Consider the following 25,368-nt stretch of genomic DNA (forward strand, 5'->3'; position numbering starts at 1 on the left):
CAGCCGTCTACCATCACAGAAAGGAAAAAATCTTTGGCCCAGTGCTCAAGTTGAAGGCAATTGCAACCGACACAGTTAATTCAGAGCTATTACTCAAATGACGACATTGCGGCCAGGATCACGGCGACTTTTCCCGTGCCTGATTGTCCCTTTGACTGCCAACCCGGGATTGCCAATACTCATGGCAACTTGACGCTACCCGCACGGAACAAGGAATAACCCTTTGAAGCTGGAACTCAAGAACAGCTTGTCGGTGAAGTTGCTCCGGGTCGTGCTCCTGTCGGCATTGATCGTAGGCGTAGTCTTGAGCTGCGCGCAGATTGTCTTCGATGCCTACAAGACCCGTCAGGCGGTGGCCGGCGACGCCGAGCGCATCCTCGACATGTTCCGCGATCCATCGACCCAGGCCGTGTACAGCCTGGATCGGGAAATGGGCATGCAGGTGATCGAAGGGCTGTTCCAGGACGACGCCGTGCGTCAGGCCTCCATCGGCCACCCCAACGAAGCCATGCTGGCGCAGAAATCCCGCGAGCTGCAGCATTCCAACAGCCGTTGGCTGACCGACCTGATTCTCGGCCAGGAACGCACCTTCACCACGCAGCTGGTCGGCCGTGGCCCTTACAGCGAATACTACGGCGACCTGAGCATCACACTCGACACCGCCACTTATGGCGAAGGTTTCATCGTCAGCTCGGTGATCATTTTCATTTCCGGCGTGCTGCGCGCACTGGCGTTGGGCCTGGTGCTGTACCTGGTCTATCACTGGCTGCTGACCAAACCGCTGTCGCGAATCATTGAGCACCTCACCGAGATCAACCCCGATCGTCCCAGCGAGCACAAGATTCCGCAGATCAAGGGCCACGAAAAAAACGAGCTGGGCCTGTGGATCAACACCGCCAACCAGTTGCTCGAGTCCATCGAACGCAACACCCACCTGCGCCACGAAGCGGAAAACAGCCTGCTGCGCATGGCCCAGTACGACTTCCTCACCGGCCTGCCGAACCGCCAGCAATTGCAGCAGCAACTGGACAAGATTCTCGTCGATGCCGGCAAATTGCAGCGCCGCGTCGCCGTGTTGTGCGTCGGCCTGGATGACTTCAAAGGCATCAACGAGCAATTCAGCTACCAGACCGGCGACCAATTGCTGCTGGCCCTGGCCGATCGTTTACGTGCCCACAGCGGTCGTCTCGGCGCCCTCGCCCGCCTGGGCGGCGATCAGTTCGCGCTGGTGCAGGCCGACATTGAACAGCCTTACGAAGCAGCAGAACTGGCGCAGAGCATTCTCGATGACCTTGAGGCGCCCTTCGCCCTCGACGATCAGGAGATCCGCCTGCGCGCGACCATCGGCATCACCCTGTTTCCGGAGGACGGCGACAGCACCGAGAAGCTGTTGCAGAAAGCCGAGCAGACCATGACCCTGGCCAAGACCCGCTCGCGCAATCGTTATCAGTTCTACATCGCCAGCGTCGACAGCGAGATGCGCCGTCGTCGCGAGCTGGAAAAAGATTTGCGCGATGCGCTGATCCGCGACCAGTTCTACCTCGTCTATCAGCCGCAGATCAGCTATCGCGATCACCGCGTGGTCGGCGTCGAAGCGCTGATTCGCTGGCAACATCCGGAACACGGTCTGGTGCCGCCGGACCTGTTCATCCCGCTGGCCGAACAGAACGGCACGATCATCGCCATCGGCGAGTGGGTGCTCGATCAGGCCTGCAAGCAGTTGCGCGAGTGGCACGATCAGGGTTTTGTCGATCTGCGCATGGCGGTCAATCTGTCCACCGTGCAACTGCACCACGCCGAGCTGCCACGGGTGGTCAACAACCTGCTGCAAATGTACCGCTTGCCGCCGCGCAGTCTGGAACTGGAAGTCACCGAAACCGGCCTGATGGAAGACATCACCACCGCCGCCCAGCATCTGCTCAGCCTGCGCCGCTCCGGTGCGCTGATCGCGATCGACGACTTCGGCACCGGCTATTCGTCCCTCAGTTATCTGAAAAGCCTGCCGCTGGACAAGATCAAGATCGACAAGAGCTTCGTTCAGGATCTGCTCGATGACGACGATGACGCGACCATCGTTCGCGCGATCATTCAACTGGGCAAGAGCCTGGGCATGCAGGTGATTGCCGAAGGCGTGGAAACCGCCGAGCAGGAAACCTACATCATTTCCGAGGGTTGCCACGAAGGTCAGGGCTACCACTACAGCAAACCGCTGCCGGCGCGGGAGCTGGGTATTTACCTCAAGCAGGCGCAACGCAGCAACGCGGCCATTCTCTAAAAGCGCAAGATCGCGCCATCACACCTGCCTAAATAAGAAATATTTCCAAGCACGCCTTTACACATAATGCGAAAGATTTGCATTATGTCGCAGTTTTGCGCGCCACCGGCGCCAGTCCACTCAACTACCGAAGCAGGATGTTCGCCATGATTCGTATGCCTCTGGCTACCGCCAGTCTGCTGGCCATCGCTATTTCCCTCGCCGGTTGCGGCGAAGGCAAGGACAAAGAAAAAGCCTCCGAAATGACTCCGGCTTCCAGCAGTGCTGCTCCAGCCCCTGCCGCTGCACCTGCTCCTGCCGCCGGTAAAGTTGACGATGCCGCCGCCAAGGCCGTGGTCGCGCACTACGCCGACATGGTCTTCGCCGTTTACAGCGATGCCGAATCCACCGCGAAAACCCTGCAGAGCGCGGTCGACGCGTTCCTCGCCAAGCCGAACGCCGACACCCTCAAAGCCGCCAAGGCTGCCTGGGTCGCCGCACGCGTGCCGTACCTGCAGAGCGAAGTATTCCGCTTCGGCAACACCATCATCGACGACTGGGAAGGTCAGGTTAACGCCTGGCCCCTGGACGAAGGCCTGATCGACTACGTCGACAAATCCTACGAGCACGCGCTGGGTAACCCGGGCGCCAGCGCCAACATCATCGCCAACACCGAAGTGCAGGTCGGCGAAGACAAAGTCGACGTGAAAGAAATCACCCCGGAAAAACTCGCCAGCCTCAACGAGCTGGGCGGTTCCGAGGCGAACGTTGCCACCGGCTACCACGCGATCGAATTCCTGCTCTGGGGCCAGGATCTGAACGGCACCGGCCCTGGCGCTGGCAACCGTCCGGCCTCGGACTACCTGGAAGGCGCCGGCGCCACCGGTGGTCACAACGAGCGTCGTCGTGCCTACCTGAAAGCCGTGACCCAACTGCTGGTCAGCGACCTGGAAGAAATGGTCGGCAACTGGAAGCCGAACGTGGCCGACAACTACCGCGCCACCCTGGAAGCGGAGCCAGGCGAAACCGGCCTGCGCAAAATGCTCTTCGGCATGGGCAGCCTGTCCCTCGGTGAACTGGCGGGCGAACGCATGAAGGTTTCCCTGGAAGCCAACTCCCCCGAAGACGAGCAGGATTGCTTCAGCGACAACACCCACTACTCGCACTTCTACGACGCCAAAGGCGTGCGTAACGTTTACCTGGGCGAGTACACCCGTGTTGACGGCACCAAGCTGACCGGCGCCAGCCTGTCGTCGCTGGTGGCCAAGGCCGACCCGGCTGCCGACACCGCGCTGAAAGCCGATCTGGCCGCGACCGAAGCGAAGATCCAGGTCATGGTCGATCACGCCAACAAGGGTGAGCACTACGACCAGTTGATCGCTGCCGGCAACACCGCTGGCAACCAGGTGGTTCGCGACGCCATCGCCGCGCTGGTCAAGCAGACCGGCTCGATCGAAGCGGCAGCGGGCAAACTGGGCATCAGCGACCTGAACCCGGACAACGCCGATCACGAATTCTGATCGCAGCGTCCGCGTCAAAAAGAGGCGACCTTCGGGTCGCCTTTTTCATTATTGGCACACCACTATCCCTGTGGGAGCGAGCCTGTTCGCGAAGGCTTGATCCGGCGCAGCATTTTCAGCGCGTCGGGCGCCGCTTTCGCGAGCAGGCTCGCTCCCACAGTGTTGGCATGCGCTTAAAGGCTTGCGCGATATCAAGCAAACGATAATTCCTCTTATTCAAACTCCCCCGCCCTGTTAGACTTTGCGCCTTTGTTTTCGCCCGTTTGCAGGATGTCTGATGCTGTCGTTGCCGCTTCGCTTGTCCGCACTGTTGCTGGCCTTGGGCCTGAGTGCCTGCGATGACGCCCCGCGTTTCACCAAGGCCGAGCCGGGTGAAGCGCGTTCGGGCGGTGCGGCGACCGTGCGCAAGAGCGATCAGAACGCCTTTTCCCTGCCATCGGCCAACCTGCCGCCCTCGCGGCGGGTGGATTTCAGTGTCGGCAACAGTTTCTTTCGCAGCCCGTGGGTGATCGCGCCGTCGACCACCACGGCGCGCGACGGCCTCGGCCCGTTGTTCAATACCAATGCCTGCCAGAACTGCCACATCAAGGACGGTCGCGGGCATCCGCCGGCACCTGACGCATCCAATGCGGTTTCAATGCTGGTGCGCCTGTCGATTCCCGACGCGCCGCAATACGCCAAAGTCATCGAACAGCTCGGCGTAGTGCCGGAGCCGGTGTATGGCGGGCAGTTTCAGGACATGGCCGTGCCCGGCGTTGCCCCGGAAGGCAAGGTGCGGATCGACTACACACCGGTGCCGGTACGCTTCAAGGACGGCACCGAGATCGAGTTGCGCAAGCCGACCCTGCAGATCACTCAACTCGGCTACGGCCCGATGCACCCGGACACGCGTTTTTCCGCGCGGGTGGCGCCGCCGATGATTGGTCTGGGCCTGCTCGAAGCCATCCCCGAGGAGGCGATCCTCGCCAACGCCGCCGCCCAGGCGAAAGAGAACAACGGCATCAACGGCCGGCCCAACCGTGTCTGGGATGACCAGTTGCAGAAAACCGTCATCGGCCGGTTCGGCTGGAAAGCCGGGCAGCCGAATCTCAATCAGCAGAACGTTCACGCATTCTCCGGTGACATGGGCCTGACCACCAGCCTGCGGCCGTTCGACGATTGCACCGAGGCGCAAACCGCCTGCAAACAGGAGCCGAACGGTAATGGCCCGGACGGCGAACCGGAAGTCAGCGACAACATCCTGCGTCTGGTGCTGTTCTACAGCCGCAACCTGGCAGTGCCGGCGCGCCGTGGCGTCAACGACCCACAGGTGCTGGCCGGCAAGAATCTGTTTTTCCAGGCCGGTTGCCAGTCGTGCCACACGCCGAAATACACCACCGCCGCCGATGCCGCCGAACCGGAATTGGCCAATCAGGTGATTCGTCCGTACAGCGACTTGCTGCTGCATGACATGGGCGAAGGCCTGGCGGACAACCGCACGGAATTTCAGGCCTCCGGCCGCGACTGGCGCACCCCGCCGTTGTGGGGGATTGGTCTGACGCAAGCGGTCAGCGATCACACCCAGTTTTTGCATGACGGCCGCGCACGCAACCTGCTCGAAGCGGTGCTCTGGCATGGCGGCGAAGCGACGGCGGCGCAGCAACAGGTTTTGTCTTTCAATGCCGAGCAGCGCGCTGCGTTGCTGGCGTTTCTGAACTCACTTTAAATACTGAAAAAACATCGGGAGCCCGACATGTTCCGTCCCAAGTTACTGTTCACCAGCCTCGCCGCGCTCGCCCTCGGCGCCTGCTCGCCGCAGGACCCGCAAGCGGTCACTTCGGCGGCGATCGCCAAATCGGTGATCCTGCCGACCTACACTCGCTGGGTCGAAGCCGACAAGCAACTGGCAGTCAGCGCCCTCGCCTACTGCCAGGGCAAAGAGACCCTGGAAACCGCCCGTGCCGACTTCCTTCACGCGCAGAAAGCCTGGGCCGAGTTGCAACCGCTGCTGATCGGTCCGCTGGCCGAGGGCAACCGTTCGTGGCAAGTGCAGTTCTGGCCGGACAAGAAAAACCTCGTCGGCCGTCAGGTCGAGCAACTGGTCGTCGCCCAGCCGCAGATCGATGCCGCCGCACTGGCCAAATCAAGCGTCGTGGTGCAGGGCCTGTCGGCTTACGAATACATCCTCTTCGACGCCAAGCCTGACGTCGCCAACTATGGGCAAAAAGCCAAATACTGCCCGCTGCTGATCGCCATCGGCGAGCGCCAGAAGCAACTGGCCGAAGAGATCCTGCAGGGCTGGAACAACACCGATGGCATGCTCGCGCAGATGAGCAAGTTCCCCAACCAGCGCTACGCCGACTCCCACGAAGCGATCGCCGATCTGCTGCGCGTACAAGTGACTGCACTGGATACCCTGAAGAAAAAACTCGGCACGCCGATGGGCCGCCAGAGCAAAGGCGTGCCGCAGCCGTTCCAGGCGGATGCGTGGCGCAGCCAGTCGTCGCTGACCGCACTGGAAGCCAGCCTTGCCGCGGCCAAAACCGTCTGGGAAGGCGTCGACAACAAAGGCCTGCGCGGTCTGCTGCCGGCCGAACAGAAGCCGTTGGCGGACAAGATCGATGCCGCTTATGCCGCTTCGCTGAAGCTGTTCGACAGCACCCAGCGCTCGCTGGGCGAAATGCTCGAAGACGACGCCGGTCGCCAGCAACTCAACGATATCTACGACAGCCTCAACGTCGTCCATCGCCTGCATGAAGGCGAGCTGGCCAAGGCGCTGGGCATCCAACTGGGCTTCAACGCCAACGACGGTGACTGATGAGGGCGAGTGCCATGCTGCGACGTCAGGTTCTGACTTTAGGTAGTGCACTGCTGGGAGCAGTGACGCTGGGCGGCTGGACGCTGTTCAAACGCAAGGATCAGAGCCCGCTGCTGCTGTCGGCGCGCGACGATACTGACGGCAAGCATTACGCCGTCGGCTATCGGCTCGACGGTACGCGGGTGTTCGCCACCCACGTCGGCCAGCGTTGCCACGACATCATCAATCATCCGACGCAGCCGCTGGCGCTGTTCGTCGCGCGGCGTCCGGGAACCGAGAGTTACCTGATCGACCTGCGCGACGGCAAGCTGCTGCAGACCGTGACCTCGCAGCCGGACCGGCACTTCTACGGCCACGCCGTGGTGCACAAGGACGGCGAATACCTGTACGCCACCGAGAATGACACGAGCGATCCCGGCCGTGGCCTGCTCGGCGTGTACAAGTTCGAGGGCGAACGGCTGGTGCACACGGGCGAGATTTCCACTCACGGTCTCGGCCCGCATCAGGTGTCGTGGATGCCCGACGGCGAGACGCTGGTGGTGGCCAACGGCGGCATTCGCACCGAGGCGGAAAGCCGCGTCGACATGAACCTCAACGCCATGGAGCCGAGCCTGGTGCTGATGCAGCGCGACGGCACGTTGCTGAGCAAGGAAACCCTCGCCCAGCAGATGAACAGCGTCCGCCACCTGGGCATCGCCAGTGACGGCACCATCGTTGCCGGTCAGCAATTCATGGGGCCGTCCCACGAGCGCTCGGAGCTGTTGGCGATCAAGCGACCCGGGCAACCGTTTGTGGCGTTCCCGGTAGCGGAAGATCAGTTGCAGGCGATGGGTCACTACACCGCCAGCGTTGCGGTGCACAGCGACCTGCGTCTGGTCGCGTTGACAGCGCCGCGCGGCAATCGCTTCTTTATCTGGGATCTGGACAGCGGCGAACTGCGCCTCGATGCGCCTTTGCCTGATTGCGCCGGCGTTGGTGCGGTAAAGGATGGCTTTGTCGTGACCTCGGGTCAGGGCCGTTGCCGTTACTACGATTGCCGTCAAGCACAACTGCTGGCCAAGCCGCTGGAATTGCCGGCGGGGCTCTGGGACAACCATCTGCACTTGATGGCCTGATACCCGCTCATTTTTGAGATGCCCCCCCATCCTGTGGCGAGGGGATTTATCGCCGCTGGGTGGCGCAGCCGCCCTTAAAACTGCAATTGCGGTATGACTGAAGGATTCAGGGGGCCGCTTCGCAGCCCAACGGGGATAAATCCCCTCACCACAGGATTGTGTCCCGCTGCACCTGTAAACACTGCCAGTTGGAATCCCCACCTGACTCGGAGTAATGTGCCCGCCTGTCTCATGATTTATCCAAGGAACTGGACATATGCTGCGTCGCCGCATGCTGATCATGTTGGGTGTTGTTTTGCTGATCGTCCTGGTACTGGGCGGATACAAAGCCTTTTCGATCTACACGATGATCCAGGGCTTTTCCAAGCCCAAGCCGCCGATCAGCGTCGCCGTGGCCACTGCCGGCGAACAGCCGTGGCAGATGCGCCTGCCCACCGTCGGCACGCTCAAGGCGCTGCAAGGTGTCGACTTGAGTCTGGAAGTCGCCGGCACCGTCACTGAACTCAAATTCGAATCCGGGCAGAAGGTCAAGGCCGGACAGCCGTTGCTGCAACTCGACAGCGCCGTGGAAACCGCCCTGCTCGAAACCGCCAAGGCTGACCTGGGCCTGGCGCAACTGGACTTCGGCCGTGGCGCGCAACTGGTCGACAGCCGCGCGATCTCCAAAGGCGAGTACGACCGCCTCTCCGCCGTGCTGCAAAAGAACAAGGCCACGGTCAATCAGCTCAACGCGTCGCTGGCGAAAAAACGCATCCTCGCGCCCTTCAGCGGCACCATCGGCATCCGCCAGGTCGACGTCGGCGACTACCTCGCCAGCGGTACCAAAATCGCTACGTTGCAGGATTTGAGCAGCCTTTACGCTGACTTCTATGTGCCGGAACAAGCGGTGCCAAAACTCGCTATCGGTCAGCCCGTGCAGTTCACCGTCGCCGCTTATCCGGGGCAGAGTTTTGCCGGCAAGATCAGCGCAATCAACCCGATCGTCGAAAGCACCACGCGCAATATCCTCGTCCGCGCCACCCTCGCCAACCCCGACGGCAAGCTGCTGCCGGGGATGTTCGCCAGCCTTGAAGTGCTGCTGCCTGATCCGCAAAAGCACATCGTCGTGCCGGAGAGCGCGATCACCTACACCCTGTACGGCAACTCGGTGTACGTGGTCGGGCAGAAGAAGGCCGAGGACGGCAGCGTCGCCAAGGATGACAACGGCCAACCGCTGCTGATCGCCGAACGTCGTTTCGTCGAAACCGGTGAACGCCGCGATGGCCTGGTGATGATCAACAAGGGCGTGCAGAGCGGCGAACAAGTGGTGACGGCGGGCCAGATCAAACTGGACAACGGCGCCCACATTGCCATCAGCGACGACAAGACCCTCGGCGAGCAGAACAGTCCGCCTCGCGCCGACTGATCAAGGAATCCCCATGGCTTTTACCGATCCGTTCATCCGCCGCCCGGTGCTCGCCACCGTGGTCAGCCTGCTGATTGTGCTGCTGGGCTTCCAGGCCTGGAGCAAGCTGCCCCTGCGCCAGTACCCGCAGATGGAAAACGCCCTGATCACGGTGACCACGGCTTATCCCGGGGCCAACGCCGAAACCATTCAGGGCTACATCACCCAGCCGATGCAACAGAGCCTGGCCAGCGCCGAAGGCATCGATTACATGACCTCGGTCAGCCGGCAGAACTTCTCGGTGATTTCAATTTACGCGCGCATCGGTGCCAACACCGACCGCTTGTTCACCGAACTGCTGGCCAAGGCCAACGAGGTGAAGAACAAGCTGCCGCAGGACGCCGAAGACCCGGTGCTGAGCAAGGAATCCGCCGACGCTTCGGCGCTGATGTACATCAGTTTCTTCAGCAAGGACCTGAGCAACCCGCAGATCACCGACTATCTGTCGCGGGTCATCCAGCCAAAACTGGCGACGCTGCCGGGCATGGCCGAAGCGGAGATCCTCGGCAATCAGGTGTTCGCCATGCGCCTGTGGCTCGACCCGGTGAAACTCGCCGGCTTCGGCCTCAGCGCCGCCGACGTGACCGCTGCGGTGCGCCAGTACAACTTCCTCTCCGCTGCCGGCGAGGTGAAAGGCGAGTACACCGTCACCAGCATCAACGCCAACACCGAACTGAAATCCGCCGAGGCCTTCGCGGCGATTCCGCTCAAGGTCGATGGCGACAGCCGTGTGTTGCTGCGTGATGTCGCGCGGGTGGAAATGGGCGCGGAAAACTACGATTCGATCAGCTCGTTCGGCGGCACGCCATCGGTATACATCGGCATCAAGGCCACCCCCGGCGCCAACCCGCTGGACGTGATCAAGGAAGTGCGCAAGCTGATGCCCGAGCTGGAAGCGCAGCTGCCGCCGAACCTGAAAAGCGAAATCGCCTACGACGCGACATTGTTCATTCAGGCCTCGATCGATGAGGTGGTGAAAACCCTGTTCGAAGCGGTGCTGATCGTTATCGTCGTGGTGTTCCTGTTTCTCGGCGCTCTGCGTTCGGTGGTGATCCCGGTAGTGACCATTCCGCTGTCGATGATCGGCGTGATGTTCTTCATGCAGATGATGGGTTACTCGATGAACCTGCTGACGCTGCTGGCCATGGTGCTGGCCATCGGTCTGGTGGTGGACGATGCGATCGTCGTGGTGGAAAACATCCACCGACATATCGAGGAAGGCAAGACGCCGTTCGACGCAGCGCTGGAAGGCGCGCGGGAAATTGCCATGCCGGTGGTGTCGATGACCATCACCCTGGCAGCGGTGTATGCGCCGATCGGTTTCCTCACCGGGCTTACCGGGGCGTTGTTCAAGGAGTTCGCCCTGACCCTGGCCGGCGCAGTGGTGATTTCCGGCGTCGTCGCCCTGACGCTGTCGCCGATGATGTGCGCGTTTCTGCTGCGCCACGAAGAGAATCCCAGCGGCCTGGCCCATCGCCTCGACCGCGTCTTTGAAGGCCTCAAGCGCCGTTATCAAAGCATGCTGCATGGCACGCTCAATACCCGGCCGGTGGTGCTGGTATTCGCAGTAATCGTGCTGTGCCTGATTCCGGTGTTTCTCAAGTTCACCAAGTCGGAACTGGCCCCGGACGAGGATCAGGGCATCATTTTCATGATGGCCAGCGCACCGCAGCCGACCAACCTCGACTACCTGAGCACCTACACCGACGAATTCATCACCATCTTCAAAGAGTTTCCCGAGTACTACTCATCGTTCCAGATCAACGGCTACAACGGCGTGCAGGCCGGTATCGGCGGCTTCCTGCTCAAGCCATGGAACGAGCGCAGCCGCACGCAGATGGAAATCCTCCCCGAGGTGCAGAGCAAACTGGAGAGCATTCCCGGCCTGCAGATCTTCGGTTTCAACCTGCCCTCCCTGCCCGGCACCGGTGAAGGCCTGCCCTTCGAATTCGTGGTCAACACCGCCAATGACTACGAGCTGCTGCTGCAAGTCGCCGAGCGCATCGAGAAACGCGCCATGGAGTCGGGCAAGTTCGCCTTCGTCGACCTCGATCTGGCGTTCGACAAGCCGGAAGTAGTCGTGGATATCGACCGCGACAAGGCCGCGCAGATGGGCGTGTCGATGCTTGACCTCGGCAGCACGCTGGCGACCTTGCTCGGCGAGGCGGAGATCAATCGCTTCACCATCGACGGGCGCAGCTACAAGGTCATCGCCCAGGTTGAACGGGCCTACCGCGACAACCCGGACTGGCTGAACAATTACTACGTGAAAAACACCCAGGGCGAATTGCTGCCGCTGTCGACCTTGATCAAGGTCAGCGACCGCGCACGGCCGCGCCAGCTCAATCAGTTCCAGCAGCTCAACGCGGCGAAGATTTCCGGTTTCCCGCTGGTGAGCATGGGCGAAGCCATCGACACCGTGCTGCAGATTGCCCGCGAAGAAGCACCGGCCGGGTTTGCCTTCGATTACGGCGGTGCCTCGCGCCAGTACGTGCAGGAAGGCAGCGCATTGTGGGTAACTTTCGCTCTGGCATTGGCGATCATCTTTCTCGTGCTGGCCGCACAGTTCGAAAGCTTCCGCGATCCGCTGGTGATTCTGGTGACCGTACCGCTGTCGATTTGCGGGGCGCTGATTCCGCTGTTCCTCGGCTGGTCGAGCATGAACATCTACACCCAGGTCGGGCTGGTGACGCTGATCGGCCTGATCAGCAAGCACGGCATCCTGATCGTCGAATTCGCCAACCAGTTGCGCAAGGACAAGGGCCTGAGCGCCCGTGAAGCGGTGGAGGAAGCAGCGGCAATTCGCTTGCGCCCGGTGCTGATGACAACGGCGGCAATGGTGTTCGGCATGGTGCCGCTGATTCTGGCCACCGGTGCGGGAGCCGTGAGCCGCTTTGATATCGGCATGGTGATTGCCACGGGGATGTCGATTGGCACGCTGTTTACGTTGTTCGTGCTGCCGTGTGTTTATACCTTCCTGGCGAAACCGGATCGCAAATAACATCCTGTGGGAAGCGAGCCTGCTCGCGAATGCGGTATTTTGATCGTTCCCACGCTCTGCGTGGGAATGCAGCTCGGGACGCTCCGCGTCCCATTGGAACGCGGAGCGTCCTTTGAGGCGTTCCCACGCAGAGCGTAGGAACGATCAAGCAAGATCAAAAGATCGCAGCCTTCGCCAGCTCCTACACAATCCGTATCCCAAATAAAAGGCCTCGCAATTGCGAGGCCTTTCATTTGGGCTTCAATCGTTTCAACTGGCTGGCCTCATTCCCTGAGACAGTCCGAACATGAACAACAGCAAATCATGATCGGGCTGGGTCGCCACGGAGGCTTTTGCCACCCGTGGAACCGAACAATGAGCGTCGTTCCCGGACGCCCCTATGACCTGCATGCGCGGCTGCTCCCAGGCAGCCACCGCCAGTGAAGCAACTGCCAAGGCCCCGACCAGGAACAAACCTCGTGCAATTTCGAGTTTCATCGCTATAAACCTTTGATAGCGCTGCCAAACGCCGTCTCATAAAAGTAGACGAGTTTTTTCCAGTCGGCATCGCGGAACGACGAATGGCGACGCAGTTGCTTCAAGTCATGCTGTGCGGCTCGATAGGGGGTCAGACGCTGGCGGCACTTCTCCAGATCGATCAACGCCACTTCAACCTGCGCCGTTTCACCTTCACCGGTGACGCGCACGAAAACGTGTTTGATGTAAATGCAGCTGTGTTGCCAGCGGCCCTTGTGCATGCGCGCCAGGTTCTCGGCGAGGTCCTTGAGGACTTTTTCGTAGACCACGTCACCACATTGATAGCGACCACCGGCGGCGGCCAGCCAGTGTTCCAGTTCCTGAAAACCGTCGAGGGATTTGGTGACAAGCAGTGCGCGCCATTTGTGCTGCGGATCCGGCTGAGCGCCGCAAAAGACGATCTGCGGTACGCGTACGCCGAGTTTGCTTACGCCAGTCAGGGCATCGAGTTCGCGCAATACGGTCGGGCGACCGAAGGGGTGCAACCAACTGCGATAGATGTGCCCGGTCTGGCGCTTGGCGTACAAAAGCTGACCGTCACGGTCGACGATGCGCTGCACCCCGCTTTCGCCACCACGGCGCACATTGGGCTCTTCAACCCATTCGCCGCGCTGGTTCCAGTAATAATCGAAACGATCCTGGGGAGCGACATCCGCTTCAACCGCTGCTTGCACTGCCATCCTCTACCTCTTGCGTAATACGTAAACTCGCCACATCGCATAGAGCGGTATGAAGTCCAGTTGTTCCTGAATGCGGAAACCCGCCTGTTCAAATTCTTTCTCGATCGTCGCCGCCGGAATCAGAAACCGATTCTGGTAATCATGACTTGGCCGATCCCGCTCGGCGCGCTTGCGCTTCCAGGCCTTGAAATTGCCGTCGACCCACAACGAAACAATCACGCTGTCACGGGTCACCCGCTCGAACTCGCGCAGGATCACCCGGCGGTGCTCGGCCTCGCCGATGTGGTGCAACAGACGCATGCAAAAGATGCTGTCGACCGAGTTATCCGGCAGAGCGATATCGAATGCCGAGGTGTGCAGCGGCTGTACACGCTTGACCACATCGGCTGGCTGCCCTTGCAGCGCGGTCTTGATCATCGACTCGGAATTGTCCGCGCCAATGATCACCCGGTTGGGCTTCTCCGCGAGCATTGGCCAGAAACGCCCGGCACCGCAGGGCAGATCCAGCACCAGCCCGGGATCTCCCGCCAGCGCCAAGGCCTTGCGACCGACTTGCTCATCGCGCCAGTGCGACAGGCGGCGACCGAGGCTTTGCTGGTGCTTGCGCAGATATCGTTGTGCGTGTTGGTCGTCGTACTTTTCGGAAAAATCGAGCTTGATCGGGCCGGCCATCATCTGGACTCCTGTTCTGATGACGCCACCTTAAGCAGCGGCGTGTCAGCGTCAGGTCATCCAATTGTGAAAATTCTGTCAGGTAAATCTGCAAAGTATTACAACGTTATACAGGATTTAGACAGGTGGGCGGGAGTAGCCTCGAGCCACTATTTGCTGGCATTCACGCCAAGATCTACCTCGAATCGGCAGCCATTGGGCTCCATCGTGCTCAAACTGACCGTCCAGCCCTGGTTTTCGCAGATACGCTGGACCAGTGACAGGCCCAAGCCGAGACCCTCGCCACGTTTCTCGCTACCGCGCACAAACGGCTCGAACATCGCCTCGCGTTTTTCCTCGGGAATACCCACCCCTGAGTCCTCGACGACAAAACCGTTGGCAGTGAGGGTAAGGCGAATGAAACCCTCTTCGGTGTAATGCAGTGCGTTACGCAGCAAGTTGCCCATCACCGCATTGAGCAAGGTCGCGTTGTAACGTGTGTCCGGTGGATCGCCCGGCTCGAACATCAGCTTCAGGCCCTTGCGCTCGATCGGCTCGCGCCACAGGCACAGCAGGCTCTCGGCGACTTGCGTGAGGTTTTGCTGCGGCGCGGCGCCGGCCTCTTCGTTCTGTGCGCGCGCCAGCATCAGGAAGGTCTGCACCAGTTCGCGCATCTCCTCGCTGGCCCGGGCAATGCGCTCGACCTGGGCGCGACCGCGCTGATCAAGACCGGGGTTTTCCAGCAGCAGTTCGCAGGAACTGGCGAGGACCATCAGCGGCGTGCGCAATTCATGGCTGACGTCGCTGGTGAACAAACGCTCGCGGTTCAGCGCCTGACGCAAGCGCCCCAGCGTGGCATCGAACGCCACCGCCAGTTCACCGACTTCATCCGCCGCATAATCCGGCGCCAGGGGCGGCGCCAGCCCGAGCAACTGGTCGCGATGACGGACCTGCCGCGCCAGGCGCACCACCGGCGCCATCACCTTGCGCGCGAGCACCCAGCCGAGAAACACCGCCAAGGCCAGGCTGAGCACGAAGCCCACCAGCACCACGGCAAACAGCACGCGCTCGCGCTCTTCGAAATCGCTTTGGTCCTGCAGCAAGACATAACGCCGACCATCCACCACTTCGACCATGGCGTGATAGGACAGCTGCTCGCGAAAGACCTCGTGGAAACCGGCATCGAGGTGACGCAGATCCTTGGGCAGGTCGAAATCCCCCGGCCCGCCACTGAAATAGAACAACTGATCCGGCTCGGGGCGATGGCTCCAGTCGGAGACGTTGTCCATCAGCAGCAAACGTTGCAGATCGCCGCCCAGCCCTGCGGAAATCAGTTTCTCTTCCACCAGATGCACCGTTGCAACGATGCCCATGGCGAAGGCGCCGGCGACCAGTGCGCTCATCAGCGCAAAGGCGATGATGATCCGCTGGGAAAGACTCTGCTTAAACTCCATCTCGCCCCTCGGCCAAGCGATAACCGACACCGTGCACGGTGTGCAGTAGTGGCTTGGCGAATGGCTTGTCGATCACCTGGCGCAACTGGTGAACATGGCTGCGCAGGCTGTCGCTGTCCGGGCAGTCATCGCCCCACAGCGCTTCCTCGAGAATCTCCCGACGCAGCACGTGCGGGCTCTTCTGCATCAACACCGCGAGCAGCTTGAGACCGACCGGGTTGAGCTTGAGCAGCTTGCCTTCGCGGGTCACTTCCAGGGTGTCGAGGTCGTAGCTCAGATCACCGACCTGCAATGCGCGGCGACCGCCGCCCTGAGCACGGCGCATGACCGCTTCGACGCGGGCCGCTAGCTCGGACAGCGCAAACGGTTTGATCAGGTAATCGTCGGCGCCGGACTTGAAGCCTTGCAGCCGGTCGTCGAGTTGATCGCGGGCGGTGAGCATGATCACCGGCGTGTCACGCCGGGCGTCTTCGCGCAGGCGTTTGCACAAGGTGTAGCCGTCGATGCCGGGCAGCATGATGTCGAGCACGATCAGGTCGTAATGCTCGGTGGCCGCCAGATGCAGACCGGACAAGCCGTCTTGTGCGCAATCGACGGTATAGCCTTTCATGCCCAGGTAATCGGCCAGATTGGCCAGGATGTCACGGTTGTCTTCGACCAGCAGAATTCGCATGGACATCTCCTCCGAACGGGGTAACGGCCGTCTTGGCCCGCGCAGCTTACGGCCAAGTGTGGCTCAGGGCTAGGGGCGTTTTTCGATAAACCTGCGCTGCGCGCGCTGCGACGTTTTTTTCACTTTCGGTTAACAAATCGCCGACGCCAGCGCGCGCAGACTCCGCGCGATTACGCTCTCTCCTCCGTTCATCGACCAAGGAACCTGTCATGGTGTCGACCTCTGCCCTTCCCGCTTCAAGACCGCTGAACTGGTGGTTGTGTCTGGGCATTCCCGCAGCGGCGGCGATCATTCTGCTGTTGCTCGAACTGACCGATCTGGACATGGTTCTGGCGCAAATGTTCTACGACCCGGTCGCCGGGGATTTCATCGGGCGGCACAGCTATTTTCTTGAAGACATCCTGCATGACCGGGCGAAACAGCTGGTGATCGGCTTCTCGGTGTTTGCCATTCTGGGTTTCATCGGCGCGTTTTTCATCGAACGGCTGAAACCGTTCAAGCGCGAACTCGGTTGCCTGGTGCTGTCGCTGGGGCTGGCGACTTCGTTTGTCACTCCAGTCAAAGCCGTCACCGCCGTGCAGTGCCCATGGAGCCTGGAGCAATTCGGCGGCCACGAGACCTACAGCAAACTGATGGAGCATCGCCCCGCCACGGACAAGCCGGGACGTTGCTGGCCGGGTGGCCATGCGGCAACCGGGTTTACCTTGTTTGCGTTGTTCTTCGTGTTGCGCGACCGCCGCCCGCGACTGGCACGGCAGGCGTTTGTATTTGCCTTTGCGCTGGGCTCGGTGTTCTCGATCAGCCGCATGATGCAGGGCGCGCACTTCTTTTCGCACAACGTATGGACGGCGATTTTCTGCTGGCTGATTTGTCTGGGGGCTTATTACTGGGTGCTGTATCGCCCGGCTGGCAAGACTTCGACGGCGATGAACACACAGCCGATCAACGCCTGAAATAAACAACCTGTGGGAGCGAGCCTGCTCGCGAATTGGCGGCTCAACTGGCTTGCATGTCGGATGACAGACCGCTTTCGCGAGCAGGCTCGCTCCCACAGGGGGATACCAGTGAGCTTCGAAATTGGGGCAATAAAAAACCCCGCTGACTTTCGCCAGCGGGGTTTTGCGTTGCAGGGCCAGGGCTGGCTTACATCATGCCGCCCATGCCACCCATGCCGCCCATGTCTGGCATACCGCCGCCAGCTGCACCTTCTTTCTTCGGTGCGTCGGCAACCGCTGCTTCGGTGGTCAGGATCAGACCGCCGATGGAGGCTGCAGCTTGCAGAGCCGAACGGGTTACCTTGGTTGGGTCCAGGATGCCCATTTCGATCATGTCGCCGTATTCGCCGGAAGCAGCGTTGTAACCGAAGTTACCTTTGCCGTTCTTCACTTCGTTGACGACTACGCTTGGCTCGTCACCGGAGTTGGCAGCGATCTGACGCAGCGGCGCTTCAACAGCGCGACGCAGCACAGCGATACCGACGTTCTGGTCAGCGTTGTCGCCGGTCAGCTCGGTCAGTGCTTCCAGAGCACGGATCAGCGCCACGCCACCGCCAGGTACCACGCCTTCTTCAACGGCTGCGCGGGTTGCGTGCAGGGCGTCTTCAACGCGGGCTTTCTTCTCTTTCATTTCAACTTCGGAACCAGCGCCAACCTTGATCACTGCAACGCCGCCGGACAGCTTGGCCAGACGCTCTTGCAGTTTTTCACGGTCGTAGTCCGAGGAAGTTTCGGCAACCTGGGCGCGGATCTGAGCGATACGGCCTTCGATGTCTGCCTGCACGCCAGCACCGTCAACGATGATGGTGTTTTCCTTGGACAGGGTCACGCGCTTGGCGTTACCCAGGTGCTCCAGAGTGGTGCTTTCCAGGCTCAGACCGATCTCTTCGGAGATAACGGTGCCGCCGGTCAGAACAGCGATGTCCTGCAGCATGGCCTTGCGACGGTCGCCGAAGCCCGGTGCCTTGACGGCAGCGACTTTGACGATGCCACGCATGTTGTTCACAACCAGAGTCGCCAGGGCTTCGCCTTCAACGTCTTCGGCCACGATCAGCAGTGGGCGGCCGGCTTTGGCAACGGCTTCCAGCACTGGCAGCATTTCGCGGATGTTCGAGATCTTCTTGTCGACCAGCAGGATCAGCGGGCCGTCGAGCTCGGCAACCATGGTGTCCGGCTTGTTGACGAAGTATGGCGACAGGTAGCCACGGTCGAACTGCATGCCTTCTACAACCGACAGTTCGTTTTCCAGGCCCGAGCCTTCTTCAACGGTGATCACGCCTTCTTTACCGACTTTTTCCATGGCTTCGGCAATGATGTCGCCGATGGAGTTGTCGGAGTTGGCCGAGATGGTGCCGACCTGAGCGATGGCTTTGAAGTCAGCGCATGGCTTGGACAGGGCTTTGAGCTCTTTGACAATGGCGATGGTCGCCTTGTCGATGCCGCGCTTGAGGTCCATCGGGTTCATGCCGGCAGCGACGGCTTTCAGGCCTTCGTTGACGATCGACTGAGCCAGAACGGTAGCGGTGGTAGTACCGTCACCAGCGTCATCGTTGGCACGGGAGGCAACGTCTTTGACCAGCTGCGCGCCCATGTTTTCGAAGCGGTCATCCAGTTCGATTTCTTTGGCGACGGAAACGCCGTCCTTGGTGATGGTCGGAGCGCCGAAGCTCTTCTCGATAACCACGTTACGGCCTTTCGGGCCCAGGGTCGCTTTTACCGCGTCAGCCAGAACGTTGACGCCTTTGAGCATCTTGGTACGGGCGGCATCGCCGAACTTAACTTCTTTAGCAGCCATGATCGATATTCCTTAAATACTTTGTAGTAGCGGGAAAATGAACGGGGATATCAGCCTTCGATAACCGCGAGGATTTCGTTCTCGCTCATTACCAGCAGGTCTTCGCCATCGACTTTCACAGTGTTGCTGCCGGAGTAAGGACCGAACACAACCTTGTCGCCTTCCTTCACGGACAGTGCACGCACTTCACCGTTTTCCAGAGCTTTGCCCGGGCCTACAGCGAGAATCACACCGTGGTTGGCTTTTTCAGCAGCCGAACCTGGCAGGACGATACCGCCAGCGGTTTTCTTTTCTTCTTCGCTGCGACGGATGACGACGCGGTCATGCAGAGGACGAAGCTTCATTGTCGATCTCTCCTAATTGTGGTTTTCATCGGCCGGTGTAGTCCCGGCGGGTTTAACGAATCCGGCCTGCGCCGGTTGCGGTCCGTCGAGCGAACCGCGCAAGTCTGTCCGGTTTGAATACCGGAAACCTTTCGGTGACCGATACATAGGGGCGTACAAGCCGATTACAAGGGCTGGCGGAAAAAATTTTTCATCCAGACACGGTAAATAACAGCCATAAACGAGCACGGCACCCGAAGGTGCCGTGTCGATGCTGATGTCACTTGTTGTCGCGATGTTCGAACTCGCCTTCGATCACATTCGGCTCTCGACCGAGCGGCTCGCGCGGGGCCGGGCCGCCACGGGGTTGCAGGTCGTCGGCGAAGGCACGCTGGCGCATCGCCTGGTCTTCAGCACGCTGGCGCATCTTGTTCGCCAGCAGACGACGGGTGACCGGCAACAGCATCACCAGACCGACCACGTCACTGATGAAGCCGGGAATGATCAACAGGCCGCCGGCCAGTGCCAGCATCAGGCCTTCGAGCATGGTCTGCGCGGGCAATTCGCCGCGATTCAGGCTTTCCCGGGCACGCAATGCGGTGGCCAGACCGGCGACGCGCAGCACGAACACACCGAACATCGAGCCGAGAATGATCAGCAGCAGGGCCGGGAAGAACCCGATTGAGCCTGCCACTTTGACGAATACGAACAGCTCCAGCACTGGAAACAGCAGAAAGAGCAACAGAAAAGGGCGCATCAAAGTTTCCTCAACGCAAGAAATGCCTTGCAGTAAGCCTTAGATGACGTCGCCCTTGCGTGAATTCAAGCTTAACTTTGCGCTTTTTTCGGCCAGGACTGGGCGTGAGCCAGAGAAACCAAGGCCTCGCGCACTTGTGTCGGCGTATTACATGGTGCCGCGAAGGGCAACCAATAGACGGCCTGACCAATGCGCAGGTGCATGCCCTCGCTGTCGATGCCGGCCAGTTGCGCCGGCGTGCTGTTGGGCAGCCCGGTCAGCTCGACGTAATGGGCAATGGCTTTGGCGTGATCGCTGTTCATGTGCTCGACCATGCTGATTTCAGCCTTGCCGGCGAACGGGTTAGCCAGAGTCAGGTTATCGATCCAGTGGATCGCACCAAAGCCGCCGATGTAGCGATGGCGCACCGGATTGAGCACCCAGAAATCGAAATCGTGGGCCTGGTGATAATTCTGCGAGTCGGGGAAATAGCGGTAATAACGCTCGGCGGCAGCCTCGATCGCGGCCGGGTCTTCGAGTTTCTGCGCTTGGGCCAGATAGGTCAGCCGCCCGACCGCCTGCACGTCGTCGGCCTCGCGCTCGCCCACCAGCATCGAGCACTTCGGATCTTTCTGCAGGTTATGCGTGTGCTGCGCGATGCGGCTGATCAGGATCAGCGGCCGGCCCTGCTCGTCCAGGCAATACGGCACAACCGAGCCAAAGGGAAAACCCGGCATCGACTTGGAGTGGGTCGACAGCACTCCACGGTATTCCTTGAGAAGCAATTCTCGGGCATTCTTCGCCACTTCAGCGCTCAATTTGTGACTCCTTAAATGGGTTCCGTCTAGAAAACGGACAGGCGCGCAGCGAAAAGTAACCGGCGCGCATCGGGCAAATGTTCGTGTGCAACCAGGCCTGACCGGTGCCGATCGAGCGTTGCCGACAACAAAAACAACTCAGACCTGCCAGCGGGACATGCGAATGCAACTCAACGACAAAGTAATCATTATCACCGGCGGTTGCCAGGGTTTGGGCCGTTCCATGGCCGAGTATTTCGCCGGCAAGGGCGCGAAGCTGGCCCTGGTCGATCTGAATCAGGAAAAACTCGACGACGCCGTGGCCGCCTGCAAAGCCAAAGGTGTCGAAGCGCGCAGCTACCTGTGCAACGTCGCCATTGAAGAACAGGTCGAGCACATGGTCGCGCAAGTGGCGGAAGACTTCGGCGCCATCCACGGCCTGATCAACAACGCCGGGATCCTGCGCGATGGTCTGTTGCTGAAGGTCAAGGACGGTGAGATGACCAAGATGAGCCTGGCGCAGTGGCAGGCGGTGATCGACGTCAATCTGACCGGCGTGTTCCTCTGCACCCGTGAAGTCGCAGCGAAAATGGTCGAGCTGAAGAACAGCGGTGCGATCATTAACATTTCGTCGATCTCCCGTGCGGGCAACGTCGGCCAGACCAACTATTCCGCAGCCAAGGCCGGCGTCGCGGCGGCGACCGTGACCTGGGCGAAGGAGCTGGCGCGTTACGGCATTCGTGTCGCGGGCATCGCACCGGGCTTCATCGAAACCGAGATGACCCTGGGCATGAAGCCGGAAGCGCTGGAAAAGATGACGTCGGGCATTCCGCTCAAGCGCATGGGCAAGCCTGAGGAGATTGCCCATTCAGCGGCGTATATCTTCGAGAACGACTACTACACCGGGCGGATTCTGGAGATGGATGGCGGGTTGCGGATCTGACTGTCACCCTGAAACAAATGTGGGAGCGAGCCTGCTCGCGAATGCGGTGTGTCATTCAACCCATTGGTTGCCTGATCTACCGCTTTCGCGAGCAAGCTCGCTCCCACAGGTTTTTCAGCGCTGCCGATGGATCAATCGTCGCTGATGGTGATATTCGGCATCGCCGGCGTGGCCGCTTCCTGCAAGACAATGCGCGCGCCGACGTGGCGGGCCAGTTCCTGATAGACCATGGCAATCTGGCTGTCCGGCTCGGCGATTACGGTTGGCTTGCCGCCATCGGCCTGTTCGCGGATCAGCATCGACAGCGGCAGTGAGGCCAGTAGTTCGACGCCGTATTGGGTGGCCAGTTTCTCGCCGCCGCCTTCACCGAACAGATGCTCGGCATGCCCGCAGTTCGAGCAGATGTGCACCGCCATGTTTTCCACCACGCCCAGCACCGGAATGTTGACCTTGCGGAACATTTCCACGCCTTTGCGTGCGTCGAGCAGTGCCAGATCCTGCGGCGTAGTGACGATCACCGCCCCCGCCACCGGGACTTTCTGCGCCAGGGTCAGCTGGATGTCGCCGGTGCCTGGCGGCATGTCGATGACCAGATAATCCAGATCGCCCCAAGCGGTTTGCGTAACCAGTTGCAACAGCGCCCCGGAAACCATCGGCCCGCGCCAGACCATCGGCGTGTTGTCGTCGGTCAGGAACGCCATCGACATGACTTCCACACCGTGGGCCTTGAGCGGCACGAACCATTTCTGATCCTTGACCTCGGGCCGGGTGCGCTCGGGAATGCCGAACATGATGCCTTGGCTCGGGCCGTAGATATCGGCGTCGAGGATGCCGACTTTGGCGCCTTCACGGGCCAGCGCCAGCGCGAGGTTGGCAGCGGTGGTGGATTTGCCCACGCCGCCCTTGCCGGACGCGACGGCGACGACGTTCTTGACGTTGGCCAGCCCGGGAATCTGCGCCTGGGCCTTGTGCGCGGCGATCACGCTGGTGACCTCGACGCGGGCGATGACCACGCCGTCGAGGTTTTCGACGGCCAGTTGCAGCAATTGCGCCCAGCCGCTCTTGAACAGACCGGCGGCGTAGCCGATTTCCAGCTGCACATTGACGCGGTCACCGATGATCTCGATGTTTTTCACGCACCCGGCGCTGACCGGATCCTGGTTCAGGTAGGGGTCGGTGTATTGGCTGAGGACGGCTTCCACCGCTGCGCGAGTGACGGCGCTCATGGGCAACTCCGATAACAAGACTGGAAAAGATGGCAGCTATCGTACGCTGGACACCGATTTGAGGCGAACAGATTACTTGCGCTGAAAAGCCACTGTGGCGAGGGGATTTATCCCCGTTGGGCTGCGCAGCCGCCCCAAAACTTCCGCCCCCGTTACGTCAGGAGCTGCGTGTGTAACGATATCCACGACTGCTGCGCAGCCGAACGGGGATAAATCCCCTCACCACACGAGCTCTCAAAGTACCCAGTGGCGCAGGGGTGAAAAATATGCGCCGGCGCTTTATAGTGGCCGACCTCCGTTTCATCAAGTAGCGAAGCCCCATGTCCGAGCCACGCAAGATCCTCGTCACCAGCGCCCTGCCCTACGCCAATGGTTCGATCCACCTTGGCCACATGCTGGAATACATCCAGACCGATATGTGGGTGCGCTTCCAGAAGCATCGCGGCAACCAATGCATCTATGTCTGCGCCGACGACGCCCACGGTTCGGCGATCATGCTGCGCGCGGAAAAGGAAGGCATTACCCCGGAACAACTGATCGCCAACGTGCAGGCTGAACACAGCGCCGACTTTGCAGACTTCCTCGTCGATTTCGACAATTTCCACTCCACTCACGCCGAAGAAAACCGTGAGCTGTCGAGCCAGATCTACCTCAAGCTGCGTGACGCCGGGCACATCGCCCAGCGCTCGATCACCCAGTATTTCGACCCGGAAAAGAAAATGTTCCTGGCCGACCGCTTCATCAAGGGCACCTGCCCGAAATGCGGCACCGAAGACCAGTACGGCGACAACTGCGAAAAATGCGGCGCGACCTACGCACCGACCGACCTGAAGGATCCGAAGTCGGCGATCTCCGGCGCCACCCCGGTGCTCAAGGATTCCCAGCACTTCTTCTTCAAGCTGCCGGATTTCCAGGAAATGCTCCAGGCCTGGACCCGCAGCGGCACCCTGCAGGACGCCGTGGCCAACAAGATCGCCGAATGGCTGGACGCCGGCCTGCAGCAGTGGGACATTTCCCGCGATGCGCCGTATTTCGGTTTCGAGATTCCGGGCGAACCGGGCAAGTATTTCTACGTCTGGCTGGATGCACCGATCGGCTACATGGCCAGCTTCAAGAACCTCTGCAACCGCACGCCGGAGCTGGACTTCGACGCGTTCTGGGGCAAGGACTCGACTGCCGAGCTGTACCACTTCATCGGCAAGGACATCGTCAATTTCCACGCGCTGTTCTGGCCAGCCATGCTCGAAGGCGCCGGCTACCGCAAGCCGACCGGCATCAACGTGCACGGCTACCTGACCGTCAATGGTCAGAAAATGTCCAAGTCGCGCGGCACGTTCATCAAGGCCCGCACTTATCTCGATCATCTGTCGCCGGAATACCTGCGCTATTACTACGCAGCCAAGCTGGGCCGTGGCGTCGATGACCTCGATCTGAACCTCGAAGACTTCGTGCAGAAGGTCAACTCCGACCTGGTCGGCAAAGTGGTCAACATCGCCAGCCGTTGCGCCGGTTTCATCCACAAGGGCAACGGCGGTCTGCTGGTCGACAACAATGCCGCGCCGGAGCTGACCGAGGCCTTCCTCGCCGCCGCGCCGAGCATTGCCGACGCTTACGAGGCCCGCGACTTCGCCCGCGCCATGCGTGAAACCATGGCCCTGGCTGACCGCGCCAACGCGTGGATCGCCGACCAGGCGCCGTGGTCGTTGAACAAGCAGGAAGGCAAGCAGGATGAAGTCCAGGCGATCTGCGCCACCGGCATCAACCTGTTCCGCCAGTTGGTGATCTTCCTCAAACCGGTACTGCCGCTGCTGGCCGCTGATGCCGAGGCGTTCCTCAACGTCGCGCCGCTGACCTGGAATGACCACACCACCCTGCTGGCCAATCACCAGCTCAACGAATTCAAACCGTTGATGACCCGCATCGACCCGGTAAAAGTGCAAGCCATGACCGACGCCTCCAAGGAAGACCTGACCGCCAGCCAGACCGACACTGGCGCAGCCGCCCCTGCGGGCAACGGCGAACTGGCCAAGGATCCGCTGTCGCCGGAAATCGATTTCGACGCCTTTGCCGCCATCGATTTGCGCGTCGCTTTGATCGTCAAGGCCGAACACGTCGAAGGCGCGGACAAGCTGCTGCGCCTGACCCTCGACATCGGTGACGAGCAACGCAACGTGTTCTCCGGGATCAAGAGCGCGTATCCGGACCCGTCAAAACTCGACGGTCGTCTGACCATGATGATCGCCAACCTCAAACCACGGAAAATGAAGTTCGGTATTTCCGAAGGCATGGTGATGGCAGCCGGCCCCGGCGGTGAAGAGATCTACCTGCTGAGCCCGGACAGCGGCGCCAAGCCAGGTCAGCGCATCAAGTAAGACGTTGCCGCAAAACGATCCCACCGACGTGCTCTGCATGCCGGTGGGATTTTTCATATCTGGCCCGATAGTGCCT

The 25,368-nt window shown here is 60.7% G+C and carries 20 protein-coding genes; 10 read left to right on the top strand and 10 right to left on the bottom strand.

Translation table 11 applies throughout. The features are described from left to right. The first annotated feature begins 223 nt into the window (after positions 1–223). The 7 genes from OK411_RS22220 (at position 224) to OK411_RS22250 (ending at position 12,131) form a co-directional block, all read left to right on the top strand. The gene (locus OK411_RS22220; protein WP_016773430.1) at positions 224–2,275 is read left to right on the top strand and encodes a putative bifunctional diguanylate cyclase/phosphodiesterase; all 2,052 of its coding nucleotides are present in this window, start codon (positions 224–226) and stop codon (positions 2,273–2,275) included. A gap of 146 nt (positions 2,276–2,421) precedes the next feature. Beyond that, the gene (locus tag OK411_RS22225) at positions 2,422–3,774 is read left to right on the top strand and encodes an imelysin family protein (protein ID WP_122507743.1); all 1,353 of its coding nucleotides are present in this window, start codon (positions 2,422–2,424) and stop codon (positions 3,772–3,774) included. Between the two features lie 277 nt (positions 3,775–4,051). Next, complete coding sequence (locus tag OK411_RS22230; protein WP_264365704.1) at positions 4,052–5,479, top strand: di-heme oxidoredictase family protein; 1,428 nt, start codon at positions 4,052–4,054, stop codon at positions 5,477–5,479. Between the two features lie 27 nt (positions 5,480–5,506). Then, the gene (locus OK411_RS22235) at positions 5,507–6,571 is read left to right on the top strand and encodes an imelysin family protein (protein WP_264365705.1); all 1,065 of its coding nucleotides are present in this window, start codon (positions 5,507–5,509) and stop codon (positions 6,569–6,571) included. A 14-nt stretch (positions 6,572–6,585) separates the two neighbouring features. Next, entirely contained in the window at positions 6,586–7,686 is a 1,101-nt protein-coding gene (locus OK411_RS22240) for a DUF1513 domain-containing protein (protein ID WP_264365706.1), read from the top strand. Between the two features lie 256 nt (positions 7,687–7,942). Continuing rightward, the gene (locus OK411_RS22245) at positions 7,943–9,091 is read left to right on the top strand and encodes an efflux RND transporter periplasmic adaptor subunit (protein ID WP_264365707.1); all 1,149 of its coding nucleotides are present in this window, start codon (positions 7,943–7,945) and stop codon (positions 9,089–9,091) included. 13 nt (positions 9,092–9,104) lie between these two features. Beyond that, entirely contained in the window at positions 9,105–12,131 is a 3,027-nt protein-coding gene (locus OK411_RS22250) for a multidrug efflux RND transporter permease subunit (protein ID WP_125925635.1), read from the top strand. Between the two features lie 249 nt (positions 12,132–12,380). Here OK411_RS22250 and OK411_RS22255 read toward each other — a convergent pair whose 3' ends face one another. The 5 genes from OK411_RS22255 to colR form a co-directional block, all read right to left on the bottom strand. Next, the gene (locus OK411_RS22255) at positions 12,381–12,608 is read right to left on the bottom strand and encodes a hypothetical protein (RefSeq protein ID WP_016773424.1); all 228 of its coding nucleotides are present in this window, start codon (positions 12,606–12,608) and stop codon (positions 12,381–12,383) included. A 2-nt stretch (positions 12,609–12,610) separates the two neighbouring features. Further along, the gene (locus tag OK411_RS22260; RefSeq protein WP_264365708.1) at positions 12,611–13,327 is read right to left on the bottom strand and encodes a lipopolysaccharide kinase InaA family protein; all 717 of its coding nucleotides are present in this window, start codon (positions 13,325–13,327) and stop codon (positions 12,611–12,613) included. Between the two features lie 3 nt (positions 13,328–13,330). After that, positions 13,331–13,999 carry a class I SAM-dependent methyltransferase gene (locus OK411_RS22265; RefSeq protein ID WP_038861247.1) on the bottom strand — a complete coding sequence of 223 codons (669 nt, stop codon included), beginning with the start codon at positions 13,997–13,999 and terminating at the stop codon, positions 13,331–13,333. A 149-nt stretch (positions 14,000–14,148) separates the two neighbouring features. Continuing rightward, the gene (locus tag OK411_RS22270; RefSeq protein WP_110646244.1) at positions 14,149–15,432 is read right to left on the bottom strand and encodes a sensor histidine kinase; all 1,284 of its coding nucleotides are present in this window, start codon (positions 15,430–15,432) and stop codon (positions 14,149–14,151) included. Beyond that, positions 15,422–16,105: a two-component system response regulator ColR gene (colR, locus tag OK411_RS22275; protein ID WP_016773421.1), complete on the bottom strand. Its 684-nt coding sequence runs from the start codon at positions 16,103–16,105 to the stop codon at positions 15,422–15,424. Before colR ends, OK411_RS22270 begins: the two co-directional genes overlap by 11 nt. Before the next feature lie 209 nt (positions 16,106–16,314). Here colR and OK411_RS22280 point away from each other — a divergent pair, with 209 nt between their 5' ends. Continuing rightward, on the top strand, positions 16,315–17,058 hold the full coding sequence (locus OK411_RS22280) for a phosphatase PAP2 family protein (protein WP_024014149.1): 744 nt from the start codon (positions 16,315–16,317) through the stop codon (positions 17,056–17,058). 190 nt (positions 17,059–17,248) lie between these two features. On the opposite strand, the gene groL is transcribed toward OK411_RS22280, so the two are convergent. From groL to OK411_RS22300, 4 genes are all read right to left on the bottom strand, one after another. Further along, positions 17,249–18,895, bottom strand: a complete 1,647-nt coding sequence (gene groL, locus OK411_RS22285) for a chaperonin GroEL (RefSeq protein WP_016773419.1) — start codon at positions 18,893–18,895, stop codon at positions 17,249–17,251. 50 nt (positions 18,896–18,945) lie between these two features. Then, a complete protein-coding gene (locus OK411_RS22290) occupies positions 18,946–19,239 on the bottom strand; it encodes a co-chaperone GroES (protein ID WP_007916610.1) in 294 nt (97 codons plus the stop codon). Between the two features lie 259 nt (positions 19,240–19,498). Next, the gene (locus OK411_RS22295; RefSeq protein WP_016773418.1) at positions 19,499–19,975 is read right to left on the bottom strand and encodes an FxsA family protein; all 477 of its coding nucleotides are present in this window, start codon (positions 19,973–19,975) and stop codon (positions 19,499–19,501) included. Between the two features lie 71 nt (positions 19,976–20,046). Further along, entirely contained in the window at positions 20,047–20,772 is a 726-nt protein-coding gene (locus OK411_RS22300) for a HugZ family protein (RefSeq protein WP_125917697.1), read from the bottom strand. 163 nt (positions 20,773–20,935) lie between these two features. Here OK411_RS22300 and OK411_RS22305 point away from each other — a divergent pair, with 163 nt between their 5' ends. Continuing rightward, positions 20,936–21,694, top strand: a complete 759-nt coding sequence (locus OK411_RS22305) for an SDR family oxidoreductase (RefSeq protein WP_136492797.1) — start codon at positions 20,936–20,938, stop codon at positions 21,692–21,694. Between the two features lie 131 nt (positions 21,695–21,825). On the opposite strand, the gene apbC is transcribed toward OK411_RS22305, so the two are convergent. Then, the gene (gene apbC, locus OK411_RS22315) at positions 21,826–22,920 is read right to left on the bottom strand and encodes an iron-sulfur cluster carrier protein ApbC (protein ID WP_136492796.1); all 1,095 of its coding nucleotides are present in this window, start codon (positions 22,918–22,920) and stop codon (positions 21,826–21,828) included. A gap of 320 nt (positions 22,921–23,240) precedes the next feature. Here apbC and metG point away from each other — a divergent pair, with 320 nt between their 5' ends. After that, on the top strand, positions 23,241–25,292 hold the full coding sequence (gene metG, locus OK411_RS22320; RefSeq protein WP_217878759.1) for a methionine--tRNA ligase: 2,052 nt from the start codon (positions 23,241–23,243) through the stop codon (positions 25,290–25,292). Positions 25,293–25,368: the final 76 nt, after the last annotated feature.

This window comes from Pseudomonas sp. RG1, from assembly GCF_025910115.1.
Taxonomy (GTDB): domain Bacteria; phylum Pseudomonadota; class Gammaproteobacteria; order Pseudomonadales; family Pseudomonadaceae; genus Aquipseudomonas; species Aquipseudomonas atacamensis.

What these genes read in the sequence shown, in the direction of transcription:
- OK411_RS22225 (WP_122507743.1), top strand. Translation starts at nt 2,422, where the DNA reads ATGATTCGTATGCCTCTGGCTACCGCCAGTCTGCTGGCCATCGCTATT.
- OK411_RS22260 (WP_264365708.1), bottom strand. Translation starts at nt 13,327, where the DNA reads ATGGCAGTGCAAGCAGCGGTTGAAGCGGATGTCGCTCCCCAGGATCGT.
- OK411_RS22290 (WP_007916610.1), bottom strand. Translation starts at nt 19,239, where the DNA reads ATGAAGCTTCGTCCTCTGCATGACCGCGTCGTCATCCGTCGCAGCGAA.
- groL (WP_016773419.1), bottom strand. Translation starts at nt 18,895, where the DNA reads ATGGCTGCTAAAGAAGTTAAGTTCGGCGATGCCGCCCGTACCAAGATG.
- OK411_RS22265 (WP_038861247.1), bottom strand. Translation starts at nt 13,999, where the DNA reads ATGGCCGGCCCGATCAAGCTCGATTTTTCCGAAAAGTACGACGACCAA.
- OK411_RS22280 (WP_024014149.1), top strand. Translation starts at nt 16,315, where the DNA reads ATGGTGTCGACCTCTGCCCTTCCCGCTTCAAGACCGCTGAACTGGTGG.
- OK411_RS22245 (WP_264365707.1), top strand. Translation starts at nt 7,943, where the DNA reads ATGCTGCGTCGCCGCATGCTGATCATGTTGGGTGTTGTTTTGCTGATC.
- OK411_RS22240 (WP_264365706.1), top strand. Translation starts at nt 6,586, where the DNA reads ATGCTGCGACGTCAGGTTCTGACTTTAGGTAGTGCACTGCTGGGAGCA.
- metG (WP_217878759.1), top strand. Translation starts at nt 23,241, where the DNA reads ATGTCCGAGCCACGCAAGATCCTCGTCACCAGCGCCCTGCCCTACGCC.
- OK411_RS22250 (WP_125925635.1), top strand. Translation starts at nt 9,105, where the DNA reads ATGGCTTTTACCGATCCGTTCATCCGCCGCCCGGTGCTCGCCACCGTG.
- OK411_RS22255 (WP_016773424.1), bottom strand. Translation starts at nt 12,608, where the DNA reads ATGAAACTCGAAATTGCACGAGGTTTGTTCCTGGTCGGGGCCTTGGCA.
- apbC (WP_136492796.1), bottom strand. Translation starts at nt 22,920, where the DNA reads ATGAGCGCCGTCACTCGCGCAGCGGTGGAAGCCGTCCTCAGCCAATAC.
- OK411_RS22295 (WP_016773418.1), bottom strand. Translation starts at nt 19,975, where the DNA reads ATGCGCCCTTTTCTGTTGCTCTTTCTGCTGTTTCCAGTGCTGGAGCTG.
- OK411_RS22235 (WP_264365705.1), top strand. Translation starts at nt 5,507, where the DNA reads ATGTTCCGTCCCAAGTTACTGTTCACCAGCCTCGCCGCGCTCGCCCTC.
- OK411_RS22230 (WP_264365704.1), top strand. Translation starts at nt 4,052, where the DNA reads ATGCTGTCGTTGCCGCTTCGCTTGTCCGCACTGTTGCTGGCCTTGGGC.
- colR (WP_016773421.1), bottom strand. Translation starts at nt 16,105, where the DNA reads ATGCGAATTCTGCTGGTCGAAGACAACCGTGACATCCTGGCCAATCTG.
- OK411_RS22305 (WP_136492797.1), top strand. Translation starts at nt 20,936, where the DNA reads ATGCAACTCAACGACAAAGTAATCATTATCACCGGCGGTTGCCAGGGT.
- OK411_RS22270 (WP_110646244.1), bottom strand. Translation starts at nt 15,432, where the DNA reads ATGGAGTTTAAGCAGAGTCTTTCCCAGCGGATCATCATCGCCTTTGCG.